Origin of the sequence: Terrabacter terrigena, assembly GCF_042676085.1 — a bacterium.
GTDB lineage: Bacteria > Actinomycetota > Actinomycetes > Actinomycetales > Dermatophilaceae > Terrabacter > Terrabacter terrigena.
Genome location: NZ_JBHTKH010000009.1, coordinates 80523 through 97954, shown reverse-complemented (window position 1 = coordinate 97954; position 17432 = coordinate 80523). Strand labels below are relative to the sequence as shown.

Annotated in this window: 17 protein-coding genes and 1 riboswitch; of the genes, 9 read left to right on the top strand and 8 right to left on the bottom strand. The window is 72.4% G+C overall.

Features of this window, described 5'->3' with window-relative positions:
* Positions 1-213: 213 nt before the first annotated feature.
* Entirely contained in the window at positions 214-1341 is a 1128-nt protein-coding gene (locus tag ACFQ2V_RS14525) for a glycosyltransferase family 2 protein (RefSeq protein WP_386053559.1), read from the top strand.
* Here ACFQ2V_RS14525 and ACFQ2V_RS14520 read toward each other — a convergent pair.
* Both ACFQ2V_RS14520 and ACFQ2V_RS14515 read right to left on the bottom strand, forming a co-directional pair.
* Entirely contained in the window at positions 1326-2021 is a 696-nt protein-coding gene (locus ACFQ2V_RS14520) for a class I SAM-dependent methyltransferase (RefSeq protein WP_386053558.1), read from the bottom strand. The genes ACFQ2V_RS14525 and ACFQ2V_RS14520 overlap by 16 nt on opposite strands.
* A gap of 47 nt (positions 2022-2068) precedes the next feature.
* Positions 2069-3352 (bottom strand): glutamate-5-semialdehyde dehydrogenase, encoded by a 1284-nt coding sequence (locus ACFQ2V_RS14515; protein WP_386053557.1) that lies wholly within the window; start codon positions 3350-3352, stop codon positions 2069-2071.
* Positions 3353-3464: 112 nt separating this feature from the next.
* Positions 3465-3576: riboswitch (TPP riboswitch) on the top strand.
* Here ACFQ2V_RS14515 and thiE point away from each other — a divergent pair.
* From thiE to proB, 8 genes are all read left to right on the top strand, one after another.
* Positions 3575-4282 (top strand): thiamine phosphate synthase, encoded by a 708-nt coding sequence (thiE, locus tag ACFQ2V_RS14510; protein ID WP_386053556.1) that lies wholly within the window; start codon positions 3575-3577, stop codon positions 4280-4282. It overlaps the preceding riboswitch by 2 nt.
* On the top strand, positions 4279-5532 hold the full coding sequence (locus ACFQ2V_RS14505) for an FAD-dependent oxidoreductase (protein ID WP_386053555.1): 1254 nt from the start codon (positions 4279-4281) through the stop codon (positions 5530-5532). The genes thiE and ACFQ2V_RS14505 overlap by 4 nt, the downstream gene beginning before the upstream one ends.
* Positions 5529-5729: a sulfur carrier protein ThiS gene (gene thiS, locus ACFQ2V_RS14500; protein ID WP_386053554.1), complete on the top strand. Its 201-nt coding sequence runs from the start codon at positions 5529-5531 to the stop codon at positions 5727-5729. Before ACFQ2V_RS14505 ends, thiS begins: the two co-directional genes overlap by 4 nt.
* Positions 5730-5731: 2 nt before the next feature.
* Positions 5732-6532, top strand: a complete 801-nt coding sequence (locus ACFQ2V_RS14495) for a thiazole synthase (protein WP_386053553.1) — start codon at positions 5732-5734, stop codon at positions 6530-6532.
* Positions 6533-6609: 77 nt separating this feature from the next.
* A complete protein-coding gene (locus tag ACFQ2V_RS14490) occupies positions 6610-7311 on the top strand; it encodes a thiamine phosphate synthase (RefSeq protein WP_386053552.1) in 702 nt (233 codons plus the stop codon).
* Positions 7308-8132 carry a bifunctional hydroxymethylpyrimidine kinase/phosphomethylpyrimidine kinase gene (thiD, locus tag ACFQ2V_RS14485; RefSeq protein WP_386053551.1) on the top strand — a complete coding sequence of 275 codons (825 nt, stop codon included), beginning with the start codon at positions 7308-7310 and terminating at the stop codon, positions 8130-8132. Before ACFQ2V_RS14490 ends, thiD begins: the two co-directional genes overlap by 4 nt.
* The gene (gene thiC, locus ACFQ2V_RS14480; RefSeq protein WP_386053550.1) at positions 8129-9853 is read left to right on the top strand and encodes a phosphomethylpyrimidine synthase ThiC; all 1725 of its coding nucleotides are present in this window, start codon (positions 8129-8131) and stop codon (positions 9851-9853) included. The genes thiD and thiC overlap by 4 nt, the downstream gene beginning before the upstream one ends.
* Positions 9854-9914: 61 nt before the next feature.
* Positions 9915-11027, top strand: coding sequence for a glutamate 5-kinase (proB, locus tag ACFQ2V_RS14475; protein WP_386053549.1), 1113 nt, complete (start codon positions 9915-9917; stop codon positions 11025-11027).
* Positions 11028-11174: 147 nt separating this feature from the next.
* On the opposite strand, the gene ACFQ2V_RS14470 is transcribed toward proB, so the two are convergent.
* The 6 genes from ACFQ2V_RS14470 to ACFQ2V_RS14445 form a co-directional block, all read right to left on the bottom strand.
* Complete coding sequence (locus ACFQ2V_RS14470; RefSeq protein ID WP_386053614.1) at positions 11175-12806, bottom strand: solute symporter family protein; 1632 nt, start codon at positions 12804-12806, stop codon at positions 11175-11177.
* An 11-nt stretch (positions 12807-12817) separates the two neighbouring features.
* On the bottom strand, positions 12818-13105 hold the full coding sequence (locus tag ACFQ2V_RS14465) for a DUF485 domain-containing protein (protein ID WP_386053548.1): 288 nt from the start codon (positions 13103-13105) through the stop codon (positions 12818-12820).
* Positions 13106-13287: 182 nt separating this feature from the next.
* Complete coding sequence (locus ACFQ2V_RS14460) at positions 13288-14979, bottom strand: sodium/solute symporter (RefSeq protein ID WP_386053547.1); 1692 nt, start codon at positions 14977-14979, stop codon at positions 13288-13290.
* 33 nt (positions 14980-15012) lie between these two features.
* Positions 15013-15468, bottom strand: coding sequence for a hypothetical protein (locus ACFQ2V_RS14455; RefSeq protein WP_386053546.1), 456 nt, complete (start codon positions 15466-15468; stop codon positions 15013-15015).
* Positions 15465-16253, bottom strand: a complete 789-nt coding sequence (locus ACFQ2V_RS14450; protein WP_386053545.1) for a LytR/AlgR family response regulator transcription factor — start codon at positions 16251-16253, stop codon at positions 15465-15467. The genes ACFQ2V_RS14455 and ACFQ2V_RS14450 overlap by 4 nt, the downstream gene beginning before the upstream one ends.
* Positions 16250-17374: a sensor histidine kinase gene (locus tag ACFQ2V_RS14445; protein WP_386053544.1), complete on the bottom strand. Its 1125-nt coding sequence runs from the start codon at positions 17372-17374 to the stop codon at positions 16250-16252. Before ACFQ2V_RS14445 ends, ACFQ2V_RS14450 begins: the two co-directional genes overlap by 4 nt.
* Positions 17375-17432: the final 58 nt, after the last annotated feature.

Sequence of the window (17432 nt, the reverse complement as noted above, 5' to 3'; positions counted from 1 at the left end):
CCGGACCCGTGCCTCGAGTCACCAGCCGCCCGGGTGGGCGTCACGGCGCCGCCGGCCTCCGCGGTCCCCGTCCTCGATGACCACCGCGCTCCTGCCTCGTCGGGCTCGGTCACGCCGGGCACGCCGCTCGCTGGGGTGTCGCCACGCGCGGGACACAGCCCGGGCACAGGACGGTGACAGCGGCAGCCCACCAGCGGCCGTACCCTTGTTCGCATGGTTCCTGAGTTGTCCGTGGTCATCCCGATGTACAACGAGGAGGAGGTGCTCCCCCTCCTCGTCGAGCGGCTCCGTCCGCTCCTCGACGGCATGGGCACGACCTACGAGGTGGTCGCGGTCGACGATGGCAGCAAGGACCTCACCGCCGCCCTGCTCCAGCGCTACCACCGCGAGTGGCCGCAGCTGCGCGTCGTGCGCCTGCGGGCCAACGCCGGTCACCAGGCCGCCATCTCGGCGGGGCTCGTCAGCGCGCTCGGCGACTACGTCGTCACGCTCGATGCCGACCTGCAGGACCCGCCCGAGATCATCCCGCAGATGCTCTCGGCGGCGAAGGACGACGGCGTCGACGTCGTCTACGGCGTGCGCAACGACCGGTCCACCGACACGTGGTTCAAGCGGGCGTCGGCCCAGGCCTTCTACAAGCTCATCGGCCTCATGTCGCAGACCTCCGCCCACGCCGACGCCGGCGACTACCGCCTCATGTCACGCGCGACCATCGACGCCATCAACAGCCTCCCCGAGCACAACCGGGTGCTGCGCTTCATCGTGCCGGCGCTCAACTTCCCGTCCGACACGGTCGACTACAAGCGCGAGGAGCGCGCGGCCGGCGCGTCGAAGTACCCCCTCATCAAGATGATCAAGCTCTCGCTCGACTCGCTGACGGGCTTCTCGACGGCCCCGCTGCGGCTGGCGACGTTCGCCGGCTTCGGGGGCGCGGTGCTCGCGGTGCTGCTCGTGCTCTACACCCTCATCTCGCGTTCCCAGGGGCACACCGTCGCGGGCTGGACCTCGACCGTGGCCATCGTCGCGGGCGTCGGCGCCGTGCAGCTCGTCTGCGTCGGCATCCTGGGCGAGTACATCGGCCGGATGTACGCCCACATGCAGGGACGCCCGACCTACTTCATCGCCTACGACTCGCTGACGGCCGACACCGGCGCGCACGGCCCCACCGACACGCCGCTGCCGGCGCAGCCGAGTGAGGCCCACATCCCCACGACGAGCCAGCACACCATGGCGCAGGCAGCTGCCGGCAGCGCCGGCACGGCTGGCACCGCCGGCACGGGAGCCGCGGCCAACGGTTCGGCGCGGGCCGCCGAGCCCGGACGGAGTCAGCTGCGCGGCTGAGCCCGCACGAGCAGGCTGACGCCCGGCAGCTGCTTGACCGGGAGGTAGCGCTCCGCGGTGATGATCGTGCGTAGGCCGAAGTTCACGACCGGGTGCAGGTCGTCGAGGTCGGAGCCCGAGCTCACCTTGCGCCGCATGGCCACGACCGGGCGCAGCAGCACGTTCCAGGAGCGGACGTCCGCGATGTCGAACCCACCGCGGTCGAGCAGCGAGAGCAGCCCGTCGCGGGTGTAGCGGCGCACGTGGTCGACCGCCTCGTCGTGGCTCGACCACAGCTTGGGGTCGGCCGGGACGGCGACGAGGTAGGTGCCGGTCGGCTTGAGCACTCGGTGCACCTCGGCGACCGCCGCGTCGTCGTCGTGGAGGTGCTCGAGCAGGTCGAAGGCCATGACGAGGTCGAGCGAGTCGTCGGCGAACGGCAGCCTCGTGGCGTCACCTCGCAAGGTGGCGAGGCCACGCCCGTGGGCGACCTCGGCACCGTCGGCGCCGTACTCGAGCGCGACGGCGTCCCAGCCGTGCTGACGCAGGACCCGGGTGTTGCCACCCCCTGCCGCGCCGATGTCGAGGGCGCGTCCGGGGGCCAGCCCCGAGATGGCCTTGGCCAGGAGGTGACGCCGCTCGCGGTACCACCAGTGGTCGTCCTCCAGCTCAGCGAGCTTCCGGACCTCGGTGCCTTCCATGGACGGACATCATGCCACCCCGTCGGCGCGAGCCGGTGAGGCGCCCGTCAGCGGGTGTGTCCGTCGCCCTCGACGACCCACTTGGTCGTCGTCAGCTCGGGCAGCGCCATCGGGCCGCGGGCGTGGAGCTTCTGCGTCGAGATGCCGATCTCGGCGCCGAATCCGAACTCACCACCGTCGGTGAAGCGAGTACTTGCGTTGACCATGACCGCAGCGGCATCGACCTCCGCGGTGAAGCGGCGGGCCGCCGCGCGGTCGTCGGTGACGATCGCCTCGGTGTGGCCGGTGCCGTAGCGGCGGATGCGGTCCATCGCCTCGTCGACGTCGTCGACGACGGCCACGCTCATCTCGAGCCCGTGCCACTCGGTGCCGAAGTCCGTCTCGCTCGCGAGGTCGTATGCCGCCCCGGCCGCCTCGGCGTACTCGGTGACCTCAGGTGCCACGTGCAGTCGCACCCCGGCGCCGGCGAGGTCGGTGAGGGCCTTGGGCAGGAAGTCGGCGGCGACGTCGCGGTGGACGAGCAGCGACTCGGCCGCGTTGCACACGCTGGGCCGGTGGGTCTTGGCGTTGAGGGTGATGGCCCGCGCCTTGTCGAGGTCGGCGGCGCGGTCGACGTAGACGTGGCAGACACCGACGCCGGTCTCGATGACGGGCACGGTCGACTCGCGAACGACGGTCTGGATGAGGTCGGCGCCGCCCCGCGGGATCACGAGGTCGACGTGGCCGCGAGCCGTCATCAGGGCGCGAGCAGCGTCGCGTCCACCCTCCTCGAGCAGCGTGATGGCCTCGACCGGAAGTCCTTGCGCCGCAAGGGAGTCGCGCATCGCTTGGACGAGGGCGTGGTTGCTGCTGGCAGCTGCCGAGCCGCCTCGGAGGAGCACGGCGTTGCCCGACTTCAGGCACAGGCCCGCAGCATCCACGGTGACGTTGGGCCGGGCCTCGTAGATCATCCCGATGACGCCCATGGGGACACGCACCTGACGGATCTGCAGGCCGTTGGCCAGCGTGGAGCCGCGGACGATCTCGCCCACGGGGTCGGGCAGGGCGGCGACGTCGCGCAGCGCCTGGGCGACCGCCGACACACGGGCCTCGTCGAGGCGGAGCCGGTCCTGCAGGCTCTCGCTCATGCCGCCGGCCCGGCCGCGCTCGATGTCCTCGGCGTTGGCCGCGACGATCGACGGGGTCGCGGCGTCGACGGCGTCGGCGAGACGCAGCAGCACGGCGTCCTTCTCGGCGCGGGACATGAGGGCGAGGCGGCGGGAGGCGACGCGCGCCTTCTCCGCGAGCGCCGTCACCTGCTCGACGACGGCGGGGTCGATCGTCTGGGACATGCCACCAGCGTAATTCGTGCTGCCGGAGGAGGACCGGTCCTTCCGTGGCGTGGACCGACGGGCCTGTCGTGGTCACCGGATGCGGACGGGGTCGCGATGTGGTTATGGTGGCGACGTCCTTCACGGGAGTCCGGCGCACCGGGCTGAGAGGGGGCTGACGCGGCCCTGACCGTCCACACCTGATCCGGATCATGCCGGCGCAGGGACCAAGGAGTCGCGTTCATGTCACGAACCAGCCGGGGCCTCGTCCCTGCACTGCACGTCCTCACCGACACCCGCGAGGGTCGCGACCCGCTGCCCGACGTGCGGGCCGCCGTGTCGAGCGGCCCGTGCGCCGTCCAGGTCCGGGCCAAGGACCTGTCCGACCGGGACCACCTGGCCCTCACCCTCGCCGTGATCGCCGTCGCGCGGCCGGCCGGCTGCCTCGTCATCGTGGACGACCGCGTCGACGTGGCGGTCGCCGCGGACGCCGACGGCGTGCACCTCGGCGCGTCCGACCTCCCGGTCGACCTCGTGCGCACCATCACGCCGCCCGAGTTCGTCATCGGGGCGACTGCCCGGGATGCGCTGACCGCCAAGGCCGCCGAAGATCTCGGCGCCAGCTACCTGGGAGTGGGTCCGGCCTACGCGACCACGACGAAGGCCGGGCTTCCCGAACCGCTCGGCCCGGAAGGCGTCGCCCTTGTCGTGGCGGCCACGTCCCTGCCCGTGATCGCGGTCGGCGGGGTGACGGCTGCCCACGTGCCGGCGCTGCGTGCCGCAGGCGTGCACGGCGTCGCGGTCGTCACCGCCGTGAGCGAGGCGACCCACCCGACCGCCGCAGCAGCCGCGCTGGCCGCTGCGCTCGGGTGCCCACCCACACCACCCACACCACCAGCGGCGCCCGGGGCGCCGCGGTCCGAGTCCAGAACGACTTCCACCCGCGCGTGAGCCGCTGGGCCGCCCCTGCCGGGGCGCGAGCCTCGGGCCGGCGGCAGGTCGCCGTGATCGGCGCCGGGATCGTCGGGCTCTCCTGTGCCTGGCGCCTCGTCGAGCAGGGACATGCCGTCACGGTCTTCGACCCGGACGTCGCCGGCGGCGCGACCCACGCGGCTGCAGGCATGGTCGCACCCGCGAGCGAGGCGGTCTTCGGCCAGGACACCCTGCTCGCGACGGGGCTGGCGGCCGCAAGGGAGTGGCCGCGGTTCGCCGCCGACCTGACCGGCGCCGGCGGACAGCCCGTCGAGCTTCGGCCCCGTGCGACCCTGCTCGTCGCCCTCGACGCCGACGACGAGGCCAGCCTCGCGCGGCACGCACGGCACCTCGAGCGCCGGAACTGCCCGGTCGAGAGGCTCTCCACCCGCTCGGCCCGCCGGCTCGAGCCGGCCCTGTCGCCCCGGGTGCGGGGTGCAGTGCGGCTGGCCGAGACCGCGGTCGACCCGCGTGTCGTCGCGCGCGCCCTGGCGCACGCCGTCGTCGCGGGCGGCGGGGCCGTCGTGCCTCTCGACGTCGAGCCCGTCGTACGCGCGGGGCGGGCAACGGGCGTACGCAGTCGGCGGGCAACGGGCGTACGCGTCGGGCCGGCCACCGCTGTCCGCGGCGTCACCCAGGGCACCCAGGGCACCCAGGGCACCCAGGGCACCCAGGGCACCGTCACCTACGAGGCGGACGTCGTCGTCGTGGCAGCGGGCTGGGCGTCCGCGCCCTTGCTCCGGGCCTTGGGTCACGCGGTCCCGGTCCGTCCCCTCAAGGGCCAGGTGCTCCGCCTCGACGCCACCCCCGGGGTCCTCGCCCACACGGTGCGCGCGACCGTGCGTGGCCGTGAGGTCTACGTCGTCCCCCGTCCCGGCGGCGAGGTCGTCGTCGGGGCGACGAGCGAGGACGTCGGGGCGAACACGTCGGTGACGGCAGGCGCCGTGCACGACCTGCTGCACGACGCGATCGAGGTCGTGCCCGAGCTGGCCGAGGCAGGGCTTCGGGAGACCACCGCACGGCTGCGCCCGGCGACCGCCGACAACCTGCCGCTCGTGGGTCCGACGTGCGTCGACGGACTCCTGCTCGCCAGCGGACACGGGCGCGACGGGGTGCTGCTCGCACCCGTCACCGCCGACGCCGTTCTCGCCCACGTCGAGGGACGACCGCCACCCCGGGCCATGGAACCCCTTGCCGCCCGACGCCTCTGCCAGAAGGAGCACCCATGACGATCCAGCTCAACGGCGCCGAACGCCTCGTGCGACCCGGCACGACCGTGCGCGACCTCCTCGACGAGCTCGGTCTGGAGTCCCGCGGCATCGCCGTTGCCCTCGACCACGTCATCGTCCCGCGCTCCGCGTGGGCCGCGACGGTGGTGGCCGTGGGCGCCCGGGTGGACGTCGTCACCGCGATGCAGGGCGGCTGACGATGAGGACCCCGGTTGCCGGCCTTTCCGGCCCCCAGGACTCCCTCGTGCTCGCCGGCCGCACGCTGGGCTCCCGGCTCATCATCGGCACCGGTGGCGCCACGAGCCACGCCTCGCTCGAGTCTGCCGTCCGGGCCTCCGGCACCGAGCTCGTCACCGTCGCCGTGCGCCGGGTTCCCCAGGGCGGGGTCGGCGGGCTGCTCGACGTGCTCGGGCGCTGCGGCGTCTCCCTCCTGCCGAACACGGCGGGCTGCCGCACGGCCCGGGAGGCGATGCTCACCGCACGTCTCGCCCGCGAGGCGCTCGGCACCGACTGGGTCAAGCTCGAGATCGTCGCCGACGACCGGACGCTGCTGCCCGACGTCGTCGAGCTCGTCGACGCCGCCGACCAGCTCGTGCGCGACGGGTTCGTCGTGCTGCCCTACACCACGGACGACGCCGTCGTGGCGCGCCGCCTCGTCGATGCGGGCTGCGCGGCCGTCATGCCGCTCGGGTCGCCGATCGGCAGCGGCCTCGGCATCCGCAACCCGCACGCCATCGAGCTCGTCCGCGACGCCGTCGACGTGCCCGTCGTGCTCGACGCCGGCATCGGCACCGCGTCCGACGCAGCCCTGGCGATGGAGCTCGGCTGCGACGCGGTGCTCCTCGCCACCGCCGTGACCCGCGCCGAGGACCCGGCGGCGATGGCGGCCGCCATGCGTCATGCCGTGGTCGCCGGCCGGCTCGCACGCCTGGCCGGGCGCGTCCCCGTACGCCGCCTGGCCCTCGCCTCCTCTCCCACCGACGGACTGGTCGGCTCATGACCGCGGTCACCCCACCCACCACTCCACCCGCCTCCCCACCGAACGGGGCGCTCGGGCGCCGGCGGGTCGGAGCCGACGTGCCCCGGGTCCTCGTGCTCACCGACCGGGCCCAGCTTCGTCCGGGCCGCCACCTCCTCGACGTCGTCGAGGCGGCACTCGAGGGCGGAGCCGACGGCGTGCTCGTGCGGGAACGCGACCTCCCCGAGGAGGTACGCGCCGGGCTGGTGGCCGACGTCCTATCCCGGTGCGTCAGCGCCGGGGCCCTCCTGGTCGTGGCCACGCCCGCACCGCCCGGCGCGTCGGCGGACCTCGGGGTGCACCAGCGCGGCACCGACCTCGGCCGGGTGTCGGCGCCGGTCGTGGGCCGCTCGTGCCACGGGGCCTCCGACCTGCTGCGCGCCGCCGGCGACGGGCTCGACTACGTGACGCTGTCGCCCGTCTCCACGACCAGGTCGAAGCCCGGCTACGGGCCCGCCCTCGGACAGGCCGGTCTGCGAGCCACCATCACGACCGCCCGCCGCAGCCGCGGGTCCCTGCCACGGCTGCTCGCCCTCGGTGGCATCGGCCCGCACGACGCAGGTCGCTGGATCGGTGCCGGGGCCGACGGTGTCGCCGTGATGGGCACGGTCATGCGCTCGGACGACCCCCTCGGCACCATTCGGGCCGTCGTCCGCGGCGTCGCGGCGGCCCTGGCAGAACGCGCCGAACGCGCCGAACGGGCCGAACGGGCCGAACCTCACCTCTGCCCGCCGCGCGACGCCGAGGCCGGACCGGCATGAGGACCCCACCTGTGGCCCTCACCGTCGCCGGCTCCGACAGCGGGGGCGGCGCCGGCATCCAGGCCGACCTCGCGACGTTCGCCGCCCTCGGGGTCCACGGCGCCAGCGCGGTCACGGCCGTCACGGTGCAGGACACGAGGGGCGTCCACGCGATCCACCCGGTACCGAGCGACGTCGTCGTCCAGCAGGTGGCGGTCGTCGTGAGCGACCTGGCACCCCGTGCGACGAAGACGGGCATGCTCGGCGACGCCGCGACGGCCAGCGCCCTCGCCATCCTCGCGGCTGACGGGCTGCTGCCCCGCCTCGTGGTCGACCCGGTGCTCGTGTCGACCTCCGGCCACGCCCTTGCGACACACGACGTCCTCGCGGTGATGCGGGACGACCTGCTGCCGCACGCGGCCGTCATCACCCCCAACACCGACGAGGCGGCAGCCCTGCTCGGCTGCTCCCCCGCGGCCTCGCTCCGCGACCAGACCGACCAGGCCCGCCGCCTGCTGGAGCTCGGATGCGCGGCCGCCGTCGTCACCGGTGGCGTCGACGCCGGCGCCCGCCTCGACGTCCTAGCGACACCCACCGACGTGCAGGTGATGGCCGGCCCCGGCATCGACACCCGCAACGACCACGGAACGGGCTGCACCTTCGCGGCCGCCGTGGCCGCCGGGCTCGCCCACGGTCTCACGGTCGATCGCGCCGTCACCGCCGCGCGCGCCTTCGTCCGTGCCGCCCTCACCGAGTCGGTGCAGTGGCGGCTCGGGCGAGGACGCGGTCCCGTCAGCCATCTCGCACCCAGCAGCACCGTTCCCAGAGGAGAGTCCGTATGACCGGCACGCCGTCCGACACCCGACCGCCCGCCCGACGCAAGGTCCACACCCCGAGCGAGCGGTACGGCATACCCGTGCCGTGCACGGAGGTCACCCTGTCGGGAGGGCACGAACCCTTCCGCCTCTACGACACGTCCGGTCCCGGCAGCAAGCCTGAGGTCGGCCTCCCGCCGCTGCGGGCCGCCTGGGTGGCCGAGCGTGGCGACGTCGAGGCATATGCCGGCCGCGGCCGCTCGCTCGCCGACGACGGACGCTCGGCGGTCCGCCGCGGCGAGGCGTCCCGCGAGTGGCGCGGTGACCGTCGAGAGCCCTTGCGCGCCAAGGAGTCCCAGCGCGTGACCCAGATGGCGTACGCCCGGGCGGGCATCACGACGAAGGAGATGGAGTTCGTCGCCACCCGCGAGCGCTGCGACGTCGAGCTCGTCCGGTCCGAGGTCGCTGCCGGGCGCGCCATCATCCCGAGCAACGTCAACCACCCGGAGAGCGAGCCGATGGTGATCGGCCGTGCGTTCCTCGTCAAGGTCAACGCCAACATCGGCAACTCCGCCGTCACCAGCTCGATCGCCGAGGAGGTGGAGAAGCTGACGTGGGCCACCCGGTGGGGTGCCGACACCGTCATGGACCTCTCGACGGGCGACGACATCCACACGACGCGCGAGTGGATCGTGCGCAACTCCCCCGTCCCGATCGGCACCGTCCCGATCTACCAGGCGCTCGAGAAGGTCGACGGCGACGCAGCCCGCCTCTCGTGGGAGGTCTTCCGCGACACGGTGATCGAGCAGTGCGAGCAGGGCGTCGACTACATGACCATCCATGCCGGCGTGCTCCTGCGCTACGTGCCGCGCACCGCACGGCGGATCACCGGCATCGTCAGCCGCGGCGGCTCGATCATGGCGGGCTGGTGCCTCGCGCACCACGAGGAGAACTTCCTCTACACGCACTTCGACGAGCTGTGCGAGATCTTCTCGCGCTACGACGTCGCCTTCAGCCTCGGCGACGGCCTGCGGCCGGGATGCACCGCCGACGCCAACGACGAGGCCCAGCTGTCCGAGCTGCGCACCCTGGCCGAGCTCACCTCGCGCGCTTGGGAGTTCGACGTCCAGGTCATGGTCGAGGGTCCGGGACACGTGCCGCTCGACCTCGTCAAGGAGAACGTCGACCTCCAGCAGGACTGGTGCCACGGCGCGCCCTTCTACACGCTCGGCCCGCTCGCGACCGACGTCGCCCCCGGCTACGACCACATCACCTCGGCGATCGGCGCCACGCACATCGCGTGGCACGGAACCGCCATGCTCTGCTACGTCACGCCGAAGGAGCACCTGGGGCTGCCGAACCGCGACGACGTCAAGACCGGCGTCATCACGTACAAGCTGGCCGCGCACGCCGCCGACGTCGCCAAGCGCCACCCCTACGCCCGCGACTGGGACGACGCCCTCTCCCGGGCCCGGTTCGAGTTCCGGTGGGAGGACCAGTTCAACCTCTCGCTCGACCCCGACACGGCGCGCGCCTTCCACGACGAGACCCTGCCGGCCGAACCTGCCAAGACGGCGCACTTCTGCTCGATGTGCGGCCCGAAGTTCTGTTCGATGCGCATCAGCCAGGACGTCAGGAGGTATGCCGCCGAGCGGGGTCTCACGGACGAGGTGGCCCCACGGGCCGGCATGGACGAGAAGAGCCGGGAGTTCGTCGAGCTCGGCTCCTCCGTCTACGTGACCCCCTGAGCCGATGACGACATGTGGTCAGCCCGGGCTGACGGCCGCCGCCCGTCACTAGGCTGGCCACGTGTCTCCCCGGTCCGTCATCAGCAGCGCCCGCCGGCTCGTCGTCAAGGTCGGCTCCAGCTCGCTGACGGGTGTCGACGGCGGCCTCGACCGTGCCCGGCTCGTGGCTCTGGCCAACGCCCTGGCGCGAAAGCACCTCGACGGCACGCAGATCGTCCTGGTCAGCTCGGGCGCCATCGCGGCCGGCATCCACCCGCTCGGCCTCGCCTCACGGCCCCGTGACCTCGCCACCCAGCAGGCGGCGGCCTCCGTCGGGCAGGGAGCCCTGCTGGCGGCGTACACCCTGGCGTTCGCGGGGCACGACATCACGGTCGGGCAGGTGCTGCTGACCGCCGACGACGTGACCCGACGCACCCACTACGCCAACGCCCGACGCACGCTCGAGCGTCTCCTCGACCTCGGCGTGCTGCCGATCGTCAACGAGAACGACACGGTGGCCACGAGCGAGATCCGCTTCGGCGACAACGACCGGCTGGCCGCCCTCGTCGCGCACCTCATCGACGCCGACGCCCTCGTGCTGCTCTCCGACGTCGACGCGCTCTATGACGGACCCCCGAGCCGTCCTGGCGCACAACGCATTCCGGTGGTCCGTGGCCCCCACGACCTCGTCGACGTCGAGATCGGCGGCACCGGCTCGAAGGTCGGCACCGGTGGCATGACGACGAAGATCGAGGCGGCCCGCATCGCCACGGCGGCCGGCGTCGTCACCTCGGTGACGGCCGCCGACCGCGTCACGCAGGTGCTCGCGGGCGAGGACGTCGGCACGGTCTTCCTGCCGATCGGCGTGCGCGGCCGCTCGCGACGCCTGTGGCTGGAGCACGCCACCACGGCGCGCGGTCGGCTCGTCATCGACGACGGGGCCGTCGCGGCGCTGGTCCACCGCAAGAAGTCGCTGCTCCCCGCCGGCATCACCGCCGTCGAGGGCAGCTTCCACGACGGCGACCCCGTCGACGTCTGCTCACCCGACGGCACGCCCGTCGCCCGCGGTCTGGTGAACTACGACTCGAACGAGCTGCCCGCCCTGCTCGGCCGGTCCACCAGGGAGCTCGCCCACGACCTCGGCCCCGAGTACGAGCGAGAGGTCATCCACCGCGACGACCTCGTCATCCTCTGACCGACGCGTCGGGCAGGACGTCGACAGAACAGTCGGACAGGACCGTCGGACAGGAGTGTCGGACAGGAGTGTCGGGACGCACGAGTGGCCGTGCACCTGGCGGTGCACGGCCACTCGACCACGGGTCGCTCCCCTGTCAGCGCGACCTCAGTGGTGGGTCGCCGCCTCGGCGCCATGGCCGGTGAGCGAACGCACCTCCATCTCGGCGTACTTGGCCGCGTTGTACTCCTTGCTCGTGACGGTGCCGATGTAGCCGAGCAGGAAGCCGAGCGGGATCGAGACGATGCCCGGGTTGTCGAGCGGGAACCAGTGGAAGTCCACGCCCTGGAGCATCGAGGGACTCTTCTTCGTCGCCGGGTCGATCGCCTTGCCCGACACGACCGGGCTGAAGATGATCAGGGTGATCGCGCTGACGAGCCCGCCGTAGATCGACCACAGGGCACCCCGGGTGTTGAACCGCTTCCAGAACAGCGAGTAGAGGATCGTCGGGAGGTTCGCGCTGGCCGCGATGGCGAAGGCGAGGGCCACGAGGAACGCGATGTTCTGGCCGAGGGCGAAGATGCCGCCGACGATCGCGATGGCACCCAGGACGAGCGCTGCGATGCGCGCGACCTTGACCTCCTGCTCCGGGGTCGCCTGGCCCTGCTTCACGACCGTGTTGTAGATGTCGTGCGACAGGGACGCGCTGGCCGTGATCGTGAGTCCGGCCACGACCGCGAGGATCGTCGCGAAGGCCACGGCGGAGATGATGCCGAGGAGGATCTCGCCACCCAGCTTGAAGGCGAGCAGCGGGGCGGCGGAGTTCACGGCGCCGGGAGCGTTCTTGATCTCGGCGGCACCCACGAGGTCTGCGGCACCGAAGCCGAGCACCAGCGTGAACAGGTAGAAGATGCCGATCAGCCAGATCGCCCAGACGACCGACCGACGGGCCTCGCGGGAGGTCGGCACGGTGTAGAAGCGCATGAGCACGTGCGGCAGACCGGCGGTTCCGAGCACGAGCGCCATCGACAGCGAGATGAAGTCGATGGGGTTCTTGTACTGCAGCCCCGGCTGGAGCAGGTCCTTGCCTCCGGCGCTCTGCGAGGCGGTGGACGCGTCACCGAGCAGGCTCGAGAGGTTCAGGCCGAACTTGCCCAGGACCCACACCGTCATGATGCCGGCGCCGATGATGAGCAGCACGGCCTTGATGATCTGCACCCAGGTGGTGCCCTTCATGCCGCCGTAGATGACGTAGAAGATCATGATGACGCCGACGACGGCGATGACGAGGCGCTGGCCGGCCGCGCCCTCGATGCCGAGCAGCAGCGCGACGAGGCCACCGGCTCCGGCCATCTGCGCGAGCAGGTAGAAGAACGAGACGACGAGCGTCGAGATGGCCGCCGCGATGCGGACCGGACGCTGGCGCAGCCGGAAGCTGAGCACGTCGGCCATCGTGTACTTGCCGACGTTGCGCAGCAGCTCGGCGACGAGCAGCAGGGCGACGAGCCAGGCGACGAGGAAGCCGATGGAGTAGAGGAAGCCGTCGTAGCCGTTGAGCGCGATGGCGCCTGCGATGCCGAGGAACGACGCGGCGGAGAGGTAGTCACCGGCGATCGCGATGCCGTTCTGGCGTCCGGTGAAGGCGCGACCACCCGCGTAGTACTCGGCCGCACTCCGGTTGTTGCGCGACGCCCGGATGACGATCGCGAGCGTCACGACGACGAACAGGGCGAAGATGCCGATGTTGATCGCCGGGTTGCCCACCGTGGTCGCCGCAGGGGCGATCGACGGAGCCGACATGACCAGGGCGCTCACCGGTGCTCTCCCATCCTGCGGGCGAGGGCCTCGGCCTCGGGGTCGAAGACGCGGTCGGCCCAGCGGGCGTAGACCATCGTGATCACGAAGGTCGACACGAACTGCAGGAGCCCGAGGACCAGGCCCCACGTGACGTTGCCGACGACGCGCGTGCCCATGAAGTCCCGGGCGAAGACGGACAGCAGGACGTAGAGGAAGTACCACGCGAGGAAGAGCGCGGTCAGCGGGAAGACGAACTTGCGGAACTTGGTCCGCAGCTGGGCGAACTCGGCTGAGTTCTGCATGGCGACATTGGCGTCGTCCACCACGCGCTCTGGAGCTTCTTTGCTCACTGGGCCACCTCCGGGGCGGTTGGTCGTGACGGCCACACGGCCGGCGACACCACGGTAGGAGCGCACAGGGCCGCCCGGGAGCCGCGGCAACCGAGGCATCGCCCAGTGGCGGCGAGCACTCGCCGTGCGCGGGCTCAGCCGCGACGAACGGTCGTTCCCGGACGACGAGCGGTCATCCCACCGCTCACGTAGGCCGGGTGCTCCCCCGCCGATGTCGCACCGGTTCGCGGGTCGGTCGCGTCGCGCGACCCGCCGGGCTGCGCGGACTCGGGCGAGGCCTCGTCGGTGCGAACCGCCCTGCGGTACCAGCGTTCCGGGTGGAACGACCCGCGGTTGAGGTCGATGTGCTCCGGCGCATGGAGCCGCACCATCGTCTGCGCCACGTGCTCCGGGACCCGCGACCGGGTCGCGAGCGAGGCCAGCACCATCGTCGTGAACGCCAACGGCACGCTCACGGCGGCCGGCTGCGTCATGACGATGCCGAACCAGCCGGCACTGCCGAGGCCGAACGTCGTGGACAGCACTGCGCCCATGGAGAGTCCGCCGCCCACGAGCAGGCCGGCGATCGCCCCGGCCGCGGTCAGGCCCCGCCACCAGATGCCGAGCAGGAGCATCGGGCAGAACGTCGACGCGGCCACCGCGAAGGTCAGCTCGACCGCTCGAGCCACCGGCACGCCGGCCGCCACCAAGGTCAGGCCGAGTGACACGGCGACGACGATGACGGTCGAGATGCGGAAGGTGCGGATTCCCTGTCGGTGCCCGCCTCCCCACCGCACGAGGTCCTGGCTGAGCACGCCCGCGACCGACACGACCAGGCCCGTCGAGGTGGACAGGAACGCGGCGAAGGCGCCGGCGGCGAGCAGCGCCGTGAGCCCCTCGGCCAGCGGCCCGTCGAAGACCCGGCTCGGAAGCTCGAGCACCACCGAGTCGGCGCGGCCGGCCGCCACGAGGTCGGAGGCGAACCAGCGACCGAGCGCACCGTAGGCGACCGGCAGCAGGTAGAAGCCGGAGAGGACCACGAGCACTGCGAGCGTCGTGCGGCGCGAGGCCCGGCCGTCGGGGTTGGTGTAGAAGCGGACGACGACGTGGGGAAGCCCCATCGTGCCGAAGAAGGTCGCGAGCACGAGCGAGTAGGTGAGGTAGAGGGCGTTGTCACCGCCGAGCGGCTCGACCCAGTCGGCGACGAAGACCGCACCGACGTCGGGGCCACTTCTTCGCGAGCCGACGGCACCGAGGAAGAAGAAGAGCGGTGTCAGCAGGGCGAAGAGCTTGAGCCAGTAGTGGAACGCCTGCACGAGGGTGACGCTGCGCATGCCGCCCGGCAGGACGTTGAGGCACACGACCAGGGCGACGACGAGCTGGCCGGCCCACGAGGGGGCCCCGGTCAGGGTGCGCAGGGTCAGCCCTGCACCCTGGAACTGCGGGATGAGATAGAGCAGGCCGATGACGACCACGAGCAGGCTCGAGACCCGCCGCGCCACGGCGGACTCCAGCCGCAGCTGGGCAAAGTCGGGCAGCGTGTAGGCGCCGGAACGCCGCAACGGCGCCGCGACGAAGACGAGCAGCAGGAGGTAGCCCGCGGTCCAGCCGACGGGCAGCCACAGCATGTCGACACCGCGAGCCAGGATGAGACCTGCGACGCCGAGGAACGAGGCGGCGGAGAGGTACTCGCCGCTGATCGCCGACGCGTTGAGCACCGGGCTGACACCGCGGGAGGCGACGTAGAAGTCGCTCATGGTGCGCGAGAGACGCAGGCCGAAGGCACCGACCGCGAGCGACGCGATGGACACGAGGACGACGGCGACGATGCTCGCGGTGTTGCTCACCGCCCACCCCACCACGACGTTGCCGGCACGGCCCTACCGACCCTCGAGCAGGTCGCTGAACGTCGCCTCGTTGCGCTCGGCCCGCCGCACGTAGACCCATCCCAGCGTGATGATCTCGGCGAACGCCACGACGGTGAGCAGCAGCCACGGCAGCGGCACTCCGAGCAGGTCGACACGACCGATGGCCGGGAAGAGGTGGAACGCGAGCGGGAGCAGACCGAGGGTCGCCCCGAGCACGAGCAGCACCTCGAGGGCCAGGCGCAGCTGGCTGCGCATGAGGGAGGTGATGTACACCTCGCCGAGCCGCGTCTGCTCGTCGATCTCCGAGGCGATCGAGACCGTACGCGTTCGGGCGGCCGAGGTGCGCGGGCTCGTCACCCGCACCCTCGCCCGTACCGGCACTCCGGTGGTCGCGCTCTCGTCGGACGCTGGGAGCTCTCCCTCATCCGGCGGCATACGGCCGGGGGTGACGGCGTCGTGCTCGCTCACGACCCACCCCGACCCAGCGGTTGCGCCCGGCGGACGAGCAGGTCGCGCAGCGCACGGGTGTGGCGACGGCTCACGACGAGCTCGTGGCCGCCGACGACGACGGTCGTGCGACCCCCCTCGGTGCGCCACTCGCTGATGTGACCGAGGGCGACGAGGGAGGAGCGGTGGATCCGCACGAACCCGGCCTCGCGCCACTGGTCGGCCAGCGTCGAGAGCGGCACGCGCACGAGGTGGCTCTCGGCCGCCGTGTGCAACCGCGCGTAGTCGCCCTGGGCCTCGACGAAGAGCACCTCCGACCGCGGCACCAGCCGGCTCACCCCGGCCAGCTCGACGACGATCTGCTCGTCGTCGTCGGGCTCGGCGGTGGTCTCGCGGCCGTGGAGCTGGCGCACGACGCGGCGCACGGCCTGGTCGAGCCGCTCGTCGCGCACCGGCTTGAGCACGTAGTCGACGACGTTGAGCTCGAACGCGTCGACCGCGTGCTGCTCGTGGGCGGTCACGAACACGACCGGAGGCTGCGTCGTGAAGCGCGACAGGACGCGCGCGAGGTCGAGACCACTGAGGCCGGGCATCTGCACGTCCATGAAGATCGCATCGACCTGCTCCTCGTGGAGCACCCGCAGCGCCGCCTCCCCCGACCCGGCGGGCACGACCTGGCGCACGCACTCGTGACGACCGAGCATCCAGACGAGCTCGTCGAGGGCCGGGGCCTCGTCGTCGACGGCGAGCACCCGGAGCAGCTGGTTGGCGTTGGTCGTCGCCGGTCCGTTCACTGGGCTGCTCACACGTGCACCCCCGGCCGGAACTTGGGCAGCCGCACGACGACCTTCGTGCCGGCGCCTGGCGCCGTCTCGACCACCAGCCCGTAGTCGTCGCCGAACGCCGTGCGCAGCCTCTCGTCGACGTTGGCCATTCCGACGGAGTCGCTGCCGGGGTCGCCCGCGAGCACGCGGCGTACGCGCTCGGGGTCCTCGCCGACGCCGTTGTCCTCGATCGTCACGACGCACTCGTGGTCGGCGTCCTGGGCGAGGATGCTGATGTGGCCGTCTCCGGCGCGGCCCTCGATGCCGTGCTGGACGGCGTTCTCGACGAGCGGCTGGAGGCAGAGGAAGGGCACGACGACGGGCAGCACCTCGGGGGCGACGCGGACGGTCACCGTGAGCCGGTCGCCGAACCGGGCCTTCTCGATGACGAGGTACGCCTCGATCGAGCGCAGCTCCTCGGCGAGCGTCGTGAACTCGCCGTGCCTGCGGAAGGAGTAGCGGGTGAACTCGGCGAGGTCGACGAGCAGCTCGCGGGCCCGCTCGGGATCGGTGCGGGTGAAGGACGCGATCGCCGTGAGCGAGTTGTAGACGAAGTGCGGGCTGATCTGCGCCCGCAGGGCTCGCACCTCCGCCTCCATGAGGCGGGTGCGCGACGCGTCGAGCTCGGCCAGCTCGAGCTGCCCGGAGACCCAGCGCGCCACCTCGGTCGTCGCTCGCACAAGACCGGCCGAGGCGTTGCCCGTGAAGACCTGCAGCGTGCCCACGACCTTCTCGTCGACGTCGAGCGGCGCGACGATCGCCTGGCGCACGACGCACGACGGCTCGGCGCAGGCCACGTCGGCGCCGTCGACGACCGTCGTACGGCCGTGACCGAGCGTGCCCGCCGAGATCATGGCGGGCTGGTGCGAGTGGTGCGACCTGCCGCCGTCCCAGGCGAGCAGCCCGTTCGTGTCGGTCATCGCCACGGCCGGGGCCCCGAGCAGGGAGCGCAGGTGCTTGAGCGAGCGCTCGGCGGCGGTCGGGGTCAGCCCCATCCGCAGCGGCGGCGACGCGAGCAGGGCGGTGTGCAGGGTGCGGTAGGTCGCGCGGTCGGCCTCGGTGCCGAGGTGACCGCGACGCCACAGCGCGCCCCACGAGCTCATGCCGACACCCTAAGGCGCAGAGGCTGCCACGACGTCCGGTCGAGGTGATCCGCAACCT

What these genes read in the sequence shown, in the direction of transcription:
- ACFQ2V_RS14525 (WP_386053559.1), top strand. Translation starts at nt 214, where the DNA reads ATGGTTCCTGAGTTGTCCGTGGTCATCCCGATGTACAACGAGGAGGAG.
- ACFQ2V_RS14520 (WP_386053558.1), bottom strand. Translation starts at nt 2,021, where the DNA reads ATGGAAGGCACCGAGGTCCGGAAGCTCGCTGAGCTGGAGGACGACCAC.
- ACFQ2V_RS14515 (WP_386053557.1), bottom strand. Translation starts at nt 3,352, where the DNA reads ATGTCCCAGACGATCGACCCCGCCGTCGTCGAGCAGGTGACGGCGCTC.
- thiE (WP_386053556.1), top strand. Translation starts at nt 3,575, where the DNA reads ATGTCACGAACCAGCCGGGGCCTCGTCCCTGCACTGCACGTCCTCACC.
- thiS (WP_386053554.1), top strand. Translation starts at nt 5,529, where the DNA reads ATGACGATCCAGCTCAACGGCGCCGAACGCCTCGTGCGACCCGGCACG.
- ACFQ2V_RS14495 (WP_386053553.1), top strand. Translation starts at nt 5,732, where the DNA reads ATGAGGACCCCGGTTGCCGGCCTTTCCGGCCCCCAGGACTCCCTCGTG.
- thiD (WP_386053551.1), top strand. Translation starts at nt 7,308, where the DNA reads ATGAGGACCCCACCTGTGGCCCTCACCGTCGCCGGCTCCGACAGCGGG.
- thiC (WP_386053550.1), top strand. Translation starts at nt 8,129, where the DNA reads ATGACCGGCACGCCGTCCGACACCCGACCGCCCGCCCGACGCAAGGTC.
- ACFQ2V_RS14470 (WP_386053614.1), bottom strand. Translation starts at nt 12,806, where the DNA reads ATGTCGGCTCCGTCGATCGCCCCTGCGGCGACCACGGTGGGCAACCCG.
- ACFQ2V_RS14465 (WP_386053548.1), bottom strand. Translation starts at nt 13,105, where the DNA reads ATGCAGAACTCAGCCGAGTTCGCCCAGCTGCGGACCAAGTTCCGCAAG.
- ACFQ2V_RS14445 (WP_386053544.1), bottom strand. Translation starts at nt 17,374, where the DNA reads ATGAGCTCGTGGGGCGCGCTGTGGCGTCGCGGTCACCTCGGCACCGAG.